This is a genomic window from Kineosporia babensis (assembly GCF_021129305.1).
In the GTDB taxonomy this organism is placed as follows: Bacteria; Actinomycetota; Actinomycetes; order Actinomycetales; family Kineosporiaceae; genus Kineosporia; species Kineosporia babensis.
The window spans coordinates 407823-416419 of sequence record NZ_JAJOMB010000005.1; the positions used below are offsets into that span (position 1 = coordinate 407823).

9 protein-coding genes are annotated in these 8597 nt (G+C 64.8%); 4 read left to right on the top strand and 5 right to left on the bottom strand.

Annotated elements, in window-relative coordinates; genetic code table 11:
• Window positions 1-64 precede the first annotated feature (64 nt).
• Both LR394_RS12860 and LR394_RS12865 read left to right on the top strand, forming a co-directional pair.
• Window positions 65-718: an LppA family lipoprotein gene (locus LR394_RS12860; protein WP_231441341.1), complete on the top strand. Its 654-nt coding sequence runs from the start codon at window positions 65-67 to the stop codon at window positions 716-718.
• Entirely contained in the window at window positions 715-918 is a 204-nt protein-coding gene (locus LR394_RS12865; RefSeq protein ID WP_231441343.1) for a hypothetical protein, read from the top strand. The genes LR394_RS12860 and LR394_RS12865 overlap by 4 nt, the downstream gene beginning before the upstream one ends.
• Window positions 919-931: 13 nt before the next feature.
• Here the strand turns inward: LR394_RS12865 and LR394_RS12870 are convergent, their stop codons facing one another.
• Together LR394_RS12870 and LR394_RS12875 are read right to left on the bottom strand one after the other, a co-directional pair.
• A complete protein-coding gene (locus LR394_RS12870; protein WP_231441345.1) occupies window positions 932-1438 on the bottom strand; it encodes a GNAT family N-acetyltransferase in 507 nt (168 codons plus the stop codon).
• 31 nt (window positions 1439-1469) lie between these two features.
• Window positions 1470-2033: a helix-turn-helix domain-containing protein gene (locus LR394_RS12875; protein WP_231441347.1), complete on the bottom strand. Its 564-nt coding sequence runs from the start codon at window positions 2031-2033 to the stop codon at window positions 1470-1472.
• 47 nt (window positions 2034-2080) lie between these two features.
• Between LR394_RS12875 and LR394_RS12880 the strand changes: the two genes are divergently transcribed.
• Both LR394_RS12880 and LR394_RS12885 read left to right on the top strand, forming a co-directional pair.
• Window positions 2081-2959, top strand: coding sequence for a DMT family transporter (locus LR394_RS12880; protein ID WP_231441349.1), 879 nt, complete (start codon window positions 2081-2083; stop codon window positions 2957-2959).
• 47 nt (window positions 2960-3006) lie between these two features.
• Window positions 3007-4509: an HNH endonuclease signature motif containing protein gene (locus LR394_RS12885; protein ID WP_231441351.1), complete on the top strand. Its 1503-nt coding sequence runs from the start codon at window positions 3007-3009 to the stop codon at window positions 4507-4509.
• A gap of 8 nt (window positions 4510-4517) precedes the next feature.
• Here the strand turns inward: LR394_RS12885 and LR394_RS12890 are convergent, their stop codons facing one another.
• The 3 genes from LR394_RS12890 to LR394_RS12900 all read right to left on the bottom strand — a co-directional run bounded on the left by LR394_RS12890 (window position 4518) and on the right by LR394_RS12900 (window position 7802).
• The gene (locus LR394_RS12890; protein ID WP_231441353.1) at window positions 4518-5195 is read right to left on the bottom strand and encodes a hypothetical protein; all 678 of its coding nucleotides are present in this window, start codon (window positions 5193-5195) and stop codon (window positions 4518-4520) included.
• Between the two features lie 146 nt (window positions 5196-5341).
• A complete protein-coding gene (locus LR394_RS12895) occupies window positions 5342-6112 on the bottom strand; it encodes a hypothetical protein (RefSeq protein WP_231441355.1) in 771 nt (256 codons plus the stop codon).
• Window positions 6113-6503: 391 nt separating this feature from the next.
• Window positions 6504-7802: a hypothetical protein gene (locus tag LR394_RS12900; RefSeq protein ID WP_231441357.1), complete on the bottom strand. Its 1299-nt coding sequence runs from the start codon at window positions 7800-7802 to the stop codon at window positions 6504-6506.
• Window positions 7803-8597: the final 795 nt, after the last annotated feature.

Consider the following 8597-nt stretch of genomic DNA (forward strand, 5'->3'; position numbering starts at 1 on the left):
GAGGCTCCGTGTTACTCGTACGACCCAGCCAGAACCCCGGCGTCACCCCGGTCCGGAACCGGGCATGACGCAGCCAGAAAAGCCCAGCCGCCCCTCCATGAGTGTCGGGAACTTCATCGGCCTCCTGATCGCCATACCCGCGCTGCTGATCGTCCTCGGGCCGAGTGCCCTCCTCCTCGTGGGCCTGGCCCAGGGGGAACGCGACCAACGCAGGCAGGAAGAGGAAGCTGTCGCTCAGGAACAGGCCATCATTGATGCGAGGCCGCCGTACCAGGAAGTCGCCGCCGAATACCAGGCGATGCTTTCCGAGATGCGTGATGCGATCGAAGAACACGCCCCCGAACTGCGGTGGGATCAGGACGGCTTCCGGGAGATCGAGCAAGCGAAGTGCCCGTACCCCGCCGACGAGATCGAGAACACCCTGATCGGAACCTTCAGCCTCGGGAGGGCCGAAGGCGCTGTCCCGGAGAAGCTCTGGCCCGAACTACGCAGCGAACTCGTCGAAGTCGCGGCCCGTCACGGCGTCTCGGACAGGCCGGACAACTGGTCGAAGCCTTCTGACGGCTTCTCGATCAGAGATGACGAGACCGGGGCCTCAGTCACTCTTCGAACCCGCGGTAACACAACACTGGAGGCAACAACCCCCTGCCTGATCGGTCAAAGACTTCAGCCCAAGGCGGAATCCGATCAAGACCCGCCCAGAAGGATGTCACCGTGACTTGTCTTCGCAGGACCAGCTCGGCTGATCGTGCAGCAAGGCAGAAGCTCTCCACCGGGCGTCGTATCGGTATCGCTTCTGTCCTGCTCGGCGCCGTCGCGGCGTTACTCCTGTTCGCTGTGGCCACCGCCCGACTCATCCTGATTATCCTGCCGCAACTGGAGGCGTTCGCTGCCCAGATGTCCAAGGTCAACCAGTAGCGCTTCGCGATGCTCAGTCCGAAACCGGCCCAGAGCCCAACGTCAACTGCAGGAAAGCCAGATCCAGCCAAGAACCGAACTTGACCCCAACTTCCTTCAGTAACCCCACCTGCTCGAAGCCCAACCGCTCGTGCAACCGGATCGACGCCACGTTCCCGGCCTCGATCCCCGCCACCATCACGTGCTTGTCCAAACCGCGAGCGCGAACAATCAGCTCTTCCAACAACTTCCGGCCCACTCCCGCTCCGCGCTGTCCTTCTCGCACATACACGGAATGCTCAACCGTGTGACGGTAGCCCTCGAAGGGCCGGTAGTCACCGAACGAGGCGTACCCCAGCACCGAGCCGTCGTCCGCAACCAGCACCGGATAGCCGGCCGCCCGCCGAGCCGCCAGCCAGGCAAGCCGGTCCGCAACGTCCACCGGTTTGTCGTTCCAGATGGCCGTGCTGTTCAGCACGGCATCGTTGTAGATCGCTGTGATCGCCTCGACGTCGGCCTCGACAGCATCGCGAATGAACATGAAACATACTTCCGATCGGGCGAAGTGAAGGTCAGCGGCCAGACTTGTTGAGAACAACGAGGTATCGGCAGGGAGACTCGCCGGGATTCACGAACGTGCAGACGGCCGGCGGGCCCAGCTGAAGACAGTCACCAGCGTCGAGCTCATGCACCTGCTCCCCCTCAATGAACCGCAAGTGCCCGCTCAGCATCCAGATCTGCTGATCGGCAAGGCGGAAGATCTCAGGCTGATACGTAACCTCAGCACCCGGCGGCAATTCAGCCTCAACCAGTTCAATCGAGGATGCCGCCGGCGGCGAAACAGCCCGACGAAGGTACCCCTGCTCCGGGTCCTTCCACACCGGCTGATCGGCCCGCCGCGCAACCCGCTCATGCTGCCCCTCAACCCGAGCAAGCAGACCGGACAGGGTAATACCGAACGCCACAGCCAGTTTCGCCAGCAAGGCAGCGGTCGGCTGCACCTCGCCCCGCTCGATCTTGCCGATCATCGCCCGCGACACCCCCGACGACGAGGCCAGGGCTGCCACCGACAGGTCACGCTCGGCGCGGACCGCCTGGATCGTCGAGGCCAACGCCAAGGCGAAGGGATCGTCCACCACATCTCCTGCCACTATGCGAGCTGTTCGTGGTTACTATACGAGCCATGCGAAGCAACGCCAAAGGATTCCTGGCCTTGGCCCTGGCCATGACGGCCTGGGTCGGCTTCGCCCTGAGCACCCGCGCGATCAGCTTCACCCAACTGGAAGCCCCCGAAGTCGCCGCGATCCGCTTCCTGGCCCCGACCGTCCTCTTGTTGCCCTGGTGGCGAAAAGCTCTGCAAGAGATCTCCCAGGCCGACCCGAAGGCCTGCCTCGGCATCGCAGTCGGCGGCGGCCTACCGTTCTTCCTGATCACCGCCTGGGGAGCCGGTCTCTCCAGCGCCGCCCATGTGTCCATCGTGAACCTCGGCGCCGCCCCACTCCTGATCGCCCTCACATCCCGCCGGTTCGGCCCACAACCAGCGATCATCGCCACCGGCATAGCCGTTCTGGCCCTGGGCACCCCAGGAAGCGGCGCCGGCGTCCTGATCCTCCTGGCTTCAGCAGCCCTCTGGACGATCTACACCCTGACCCAAGGCAAGGCCCGACTCTCACCCCTGACCACCGTGCTGCTGATGTCGGCCCCCTGGGCAATTCCAGCACTCCTACTCGCTGACTGGTCCAGCCTGAGCCACGCTCCCGCCACCGAAATCTGGCTCTTCGTCATCGTGCAGGGCATCGCCAGCGGCATCCTCTCTGCCGTCAGCTACGCAATTGCCCTGCGAGAACTCGGCGCCTGGTTCTGCAGCCTCGCTGGTGCCATCACCCCAGCCATCGTGATGACGCTCGCCGCGTTCATTCTCAACGAGATTCCCAGCCCCATGGCCTGTCTCGGCATGGCCATCGTGCTAGCCGGCACACTCCCCCGCCCAAGGAGACGACCTGGTCAGGGCACACAGGCGCTGGACAGTTATCCACAGCCGAAAATGTCTGACGAGATGTGACTTACACTGGATGTACGCGGCAGACGTACTGGGGGGTGCTGTCACCGATGAGAGACGATGGTGGGCTGGCTTCGTGGCCCGAGGTCGAGTTCAGCGAGTGGTCGGATACCGAGCTCTGCACTGCACTCGAGGCGCTGAACTTCGACTGTGCTCCTGAAAAGGTGCTTCTGGGGGCAGCAGTCGCAGCATCACAGCTACTGAACCGCCTTACCGCGATCCAGGCGAAAACGTTGGAACGTGCGGCCGAGATCGCCGGTGTCGAGTTGACCTTCCCCGGCCACTATCCGGTGGGCGCTGCAGTCGAGGGCATTGACTCCGTCGCGGCCGAGATCGGCCTGGCTCTGGCCCTGCACAAGCGTGAGGCGGTCTCACTCGTCGGCGACGCCGTTGCTGTTGTTCAGGATCTCCCCCTGCTCTGGCAGCTCGCGCGTCAAGGCAGACTGCAGTGGAGAATTGCAGTGGTGACCCACGAGCGGATGATCCACGTCATGCAGCCGGGCACCGCGAAGTGGCGCACGGTCGAAGCCGCCCTGGCCGACAAGCTCCCGGGCAAGACCTGGGACTCAGCCCGCAGAATCACCCAGCGGGAGATCCACGCCGTCGACCCGAGAGCCACCGAAAAGCGCTACCTTGTAGAGCAGAAAGACTGCTACGTGCGTGCGTTCCCACTACCCGACGGCATGGGCGGCCTGAACGTCAAGATGCGTGCCGACGACATCAGGCAGATCACCGCCGCCCTCGACGCTCTGGCCGACGCCCAGCGAGACCGTGCCCGCCGCGCCGGCACCCCAGACCCACGAAGCCACCAGCAACGCCGCGCCGACATACTGCGTCGGCTCGTCCTGAACGCAGACCCAGCCACCCTGCCCATGCAGCAAGGCCGCAGGCCCCACGTCCACCTCACCATCGGTCTAGAGACCGCGCTCCACCTCGACGACCACCTCACCGAACTGCACGCGCACGGCTTGGTACCTGCCTCGCTCGGCCGCGATCTACTGCGGCAAGCAGCCAAGATAACTCTCGTCCTGCGCGAGGGAAGGCAACCACTCACCCATGGTCCGGGCGACCAGGCCAACTGCACCGAGACGTCCACTCGTTACAAGCCCCGCCAGACCGTGCTGGATCAGGTCCTCGGTCGCTTCCCGCAGTGTGTCCACCCAGGGTGCACGCTCGACGCCGCCCGTTGCGACGTTGACCACGCCATTCCTTTCGCCAAGGGTGGAAAGTCCTGCCCCTGCAACTTGATTCCGCTCTGCCGCACGCATCACCGGCTCAAGACCAACGGCGGCTGGTCACTTCGCCTCACCCGGTCCGACGAGCCCTACCCCGTCGGCAGCATTGAGTTCCGTAGTCGGCTGGGGCAGCGTCACATCGAACCACCGCCGGATTCTGCCGGACTCACCGATCAGAAGGGGTCCGCCGAGGACGAGGCCGACGCTGTAACCAGGGCCCGACTGCGTGATGAAGCCTGGGACAAAGAGCTGCGACGGGTTGATCCTCCGCCGCAATCGGCGCCGGCCGAGGCTCCGTGGGGTGAGCCGCCCTTCTGACGACGTAGCTAGACCTGATCAACCGTGAACGTGCGCACACCAGTCAGTTCGACGACGGGCTTCCAGTACTTCACGAAGCGCTTTTTAGCGGCCTGGGCCTGCACGGACGCGTCGGCTCCGGCTTGGTAGTCGCTGTCCTGGTAGGCGGTTGCACTCTCCCAGCAGTTCCAGTAGCCGTTGTCCGCCCAACGCACGTACGACTGGTCGGCGCGTAGGGACTCGCTCTGCGCGTCCTTGAGCGCAGTGACGATCTTCTTCCCGTCCGGGAGGGCACCGGCTTCTGCGTCTACCAACTGGCTGAGAACGGCCGCCCGGATGCCCACGGCCTCCCGTAGGAGCGCTGCGCCCCGCACTGTGTCCTCGCACGAGGAGACCAACTGAACGCCCTCGCGTACTTTGCCGCGTGCCTTCTCACTCTGCTTGATCACCTTGACCAGGGACTTCGCCTGTTTCTTCTGCTGCGCGAGCTTCTTGGCAGCGGCCTCTTCGGCGGCGGCTTCCGGATCTTCGGTGGGCATCGTGGCGCTGGGTTCCACGGGCGGCGAAGACGCACTCGCGCTCGACCGAGAGCTCGACCGCGGACTCGAAGCTGCCGGCGCGACGGACTCGTCATCACGGCCCAGGCCGATGACGGCGATGGCTCCGACGACGACCACCGTGACCGCAGCTGCCACCAGGCCGATCACCCGGCCGGCGTGGTGATCCCCGGATGCATGAGCCTCTACTGCCGGCGAGTGAGCCTGGGCTGTGTCGAAGCGGGCACCGCAAGCCGTGCAGAAGGGCTCGTCGTCGACCCGGGCGCTGCCGCACTCGATGCAGAATCTCTCGGCCATCAGATGCTCATGCTGTGGTCGGCCTTGTCCAGGTCGCGCCCACCGGGCAGGTCGTACGTACCCACCGCGATCTTGGCGTCTTTCAGCACCTGGACCAGGGTGGCGTTCATCTGCTTGATCGACGGCAGAGCATCGTTGCCGTTGAGGGCTTTCAGCTTCGTCTTGTCGACGTACCCAGCTCCCTCACCCTCGTCATAAATCTGGACTGCCTCGTTGAGGATGGTCGCGTTCTCCTTCGCATCCTCGCCCAGCGTCTCGGCCGCACTCTGCAGTTGGGCGTAGGCCGTGGCCATGTCGCCTTCCGCCTGAACACCGACCAACTCCGCCTTCAAGGCGTTCATCGACTTCGACACGGCTTCGAGTTGCTTCACCTCGTCACTGATGTCCGGGGCATCAGGCATGTCGGCGTAGTCGGGATTCGGGCAACTGACGTAGCTGTACTGGGCGCACTCGGCGTAGGCCGGCGCGTAAGCAGCCCGGATCCGCTCGTTCTCGGCCTCCACGTCCGCGACCTTCTTGTTGTAGGCCGTGGTTGCCGCAGTGGCCCGCTTCATGGCGGGCAGGAACTGGCGTTCCGCGGCGAAGAAGACATCTCGGTGGGACATCAGGTTCTCGAAGTCTGCGCGGACCGCCTCCTGCTGCTTGGCAAGATCCGCCGCTGCTGCCGCTTCGCGCTGTGCCTTGAGTTCCGCCTCGCTCGGTCCGCGATCAAACACGCCGGCAACGGCCAGACCGCCCGAGACCAGGCCGACCACCAGGATCACGCTCAACGCCCCGAACAAGACCCGTTTCCGACCTCCCGGTGTCGGCGTCTGGACGATCGACTCTTCCTGGGGCGCTGATCTAGGGCTCGGCACTGCTCTGAGGTTGGCACCGCAATTACCGCAGAAGGCAGAATTCGTCGGCAGCGCTTCTGAACACGAAGGGCAGGTGAGGGTGCGAACGCTCATGGAGTCCCCGGATCTGGAAGACGGCTCTGGTCGGAACTACCGTCGGCACCGGGGCAGAGGTGATCAGGACGCGCCGGGGTTCGCAGCCTTTGCCGCAACGGTGGCTACGGTCTGCTTCGAGGTTGCGCGACCGGCTCTGACGAAGAGGACTTTTCAGAAGCCGCGAGGCTGGCCCGGCGGGGTCGGCAGGCACAGGGGGTTACGGTTCATCTCAGTCCTCGGAACCCCCACGCCACTTGCGCACCCGCCCAGCAAGCCCGCTGGAGACCTTGCCCGCAACAGCCCCAGCCTGCCCAATAGCTTCGCCCCCGAACCCGCGAACCGCCTCGACCCCCTGCCCGCCCACCACAAGCGCCTTGTCCATCGCCTCCGACGCAGCATCTGTCCAGGCTCGCGTCGCCGCGTCCTCGTGACCGGACTCAATCCCCAGCCCAACGTAGAACTCGTGGACCCCGGCCGAGATCTGGTTCCCGGCCCGCACGATGGCCGGCGACTGCATCGGATTGAGCAGCACGTTCTCATTGGCCCGGCCGACCGCGTCGCCCATCCTGGCCAGCAACCGCTCAGTGCTCTGCGCGATCACCTGCAATCGCTTCGCCCGAGCAGCCTTCAGCCCCTGCCGGTGAGCGTCCAGTTCTTCCGGCGCATCGTCCAGCACCCGGTCGAGCTCGAGCAGGGCGAACGCATCGAGCAGCTGAAAACAACGGGCCAGGGCGACAAGCCAATCCCGAACCTCGACCGCGGCCGGGCCGACGGTCCCCGCGAGCTCGGCCATACTGCCCTCGCTCTCAAGCTTCCGGGCAAGCCGGTCCAGCCGCAGGACGATGTCCGCCTGCACCTCGCCGAGCGTCGTCGAAACCGTCTGTACCTTCGACCAGCTGACCGGATCGACCCGGCCGCGTGCTTCCCAGAGGATCATCGCCTCGTCGATCGCGAACCCGGACCCGACGATGCGGCCGAGTACAGCGTCCTTCTGCGCATTCAGCACCTCGTCGAGCTTGGCGTCGATCCGTTCCAGATACTCGGTGATCTCGGCCATGCTCTGCTGCATGGCCACCTGGGCCATGATGCCCGCGGCGCCGGCCAGGACTGCGGGGTTGGCCAGGAGCGCCGGTGCCGAACCCGGCCCCTGCGAGAATTCGACGATCTTCCGTATCTGGCCAGACTGCCCGTTGACCACGCCCGTAGGCAGGTTGCGTCCAGCGCTCTCGCGCAGCCCGTACTTGCGCGCGAAGTCCGCAGAGTCCTGGGTCATCTTCACCCAACGACCAGAGTTCTCGGCAATCACCGCTCCGGCCTGAGCCGCCACCGACCCGACGTGGGCCAAGCTCTTCAGCCGATGCAGCCCGAGGTCCCGTGACTCCAGCTGCTCCGAGGCCAAGAAGCGCTCGACGTCCGCCGGACGCCCGATCACCGCCAGCCCGTCACCGTCGCTGATCAGCTGAATCTCGTGGTCCATCGCCCGCTCCCGAATGACGTGTGGCCAGTAGAGGGTCGTCCGCAGATCCATCGGCAGCACCCTGGCCGGATCCAGGCACTTATCGCAAGCCGCCCTCGCCGCCCAAGAATACGAGCGAACCCTTTGCCCGAAGCCCTTGGGAGCGCCACCTACAAGATCAAATGGTGGACGATTTCAGGCGCCCTCGACGCTCGGCCTCCTGAAGCGGATTCCTGCCGAATACGACGGCAGGAATCCGCTCTGAAGCAAGTCCCACAACTCGGATCAGATATTGCGGCTCAGCTGCAGCAACGCGGCCAGCGGCTGAAGGGGCAAACAGCTTCGGTCAGACAGCGTTGACGCTTGTGACGCCACCGACTGCAGTGACGCCTGGTCGCCACATCCCGAGACCGGGCGAACGCCCAGCCCTGGACTCACTGCGCACCAGGTTCCGCCCAGGTCAAGAACGAGTTCGAGAAGTCCGGCGTGGTCCAGGAGAAGGGCGTCAAGCAGCTTGAGACGGCTCACAAGGCCGCCAGCACCGCCGATGTCCGCCACCAGGCGACAATCCCAAGCTAAGTGCGATGGAGAACTCTCCGCTGGAGGAACCGCTGGAACCGGTGCCAGTAACGGCCGACGGCGACGAGAGGGTCCCGACCAGAGACTCGAGCCCCTGGTCAGCCCTCATTCTTTGACATCAGTCGCGAATGTCGTGCCTCCGGGTGCTGCTGACCGTCTGCAGGGCTTGCGGAGTCCAGCCATGCGCATCTGGCAACTTTTCGGACAATATTCTTTAACTTGAGGGTCAGCTGAACCCTTCAAGGATCAAGATCGAAGCGCATGACCCAATCCCTGGACGGTCATGGT

Excerpts from the sequence above, each read along its gene's own strand:
- LR394_RS12880 (WP_231441349.1), top strand. The coding sequence starts at position 2,081 with ATGCGAAGCAACGCCAAAGGATTCCTGGCCTTGGCCCTGGCCATGACG.
- LR394_RS12900 (WP_231441357.1), bottom strand. The coding sequence starts at position 7,802 with ATGGATCTGCGGACGACCCTCTACTGGCCACACGTCATTCGGGAGCGG.
- LR394_RS12860 (WP_231441341.1), top strand. The coding sequence starts at position 65 with ATGACGCAGCCAGAAAAGCCCAGCCGCCCCTCCATGAGTGTCGGGAAC.
- LR394_RS12870 (WP_231441345.1), bottom strand. The coding sequence starts at position 1,438 with ATGTTCATTCGCGATGCTGTCGAGGCCGACGTCGAGGCGATCACAGCG.
- LR394_RS12885 (WP_231441351.1), top strand. The coding sequence starts at position 3,007 with ATGAGAGACGATGGTGGGCTGGCTTCGTGGCCCGAGGTCGAGTTCAGC.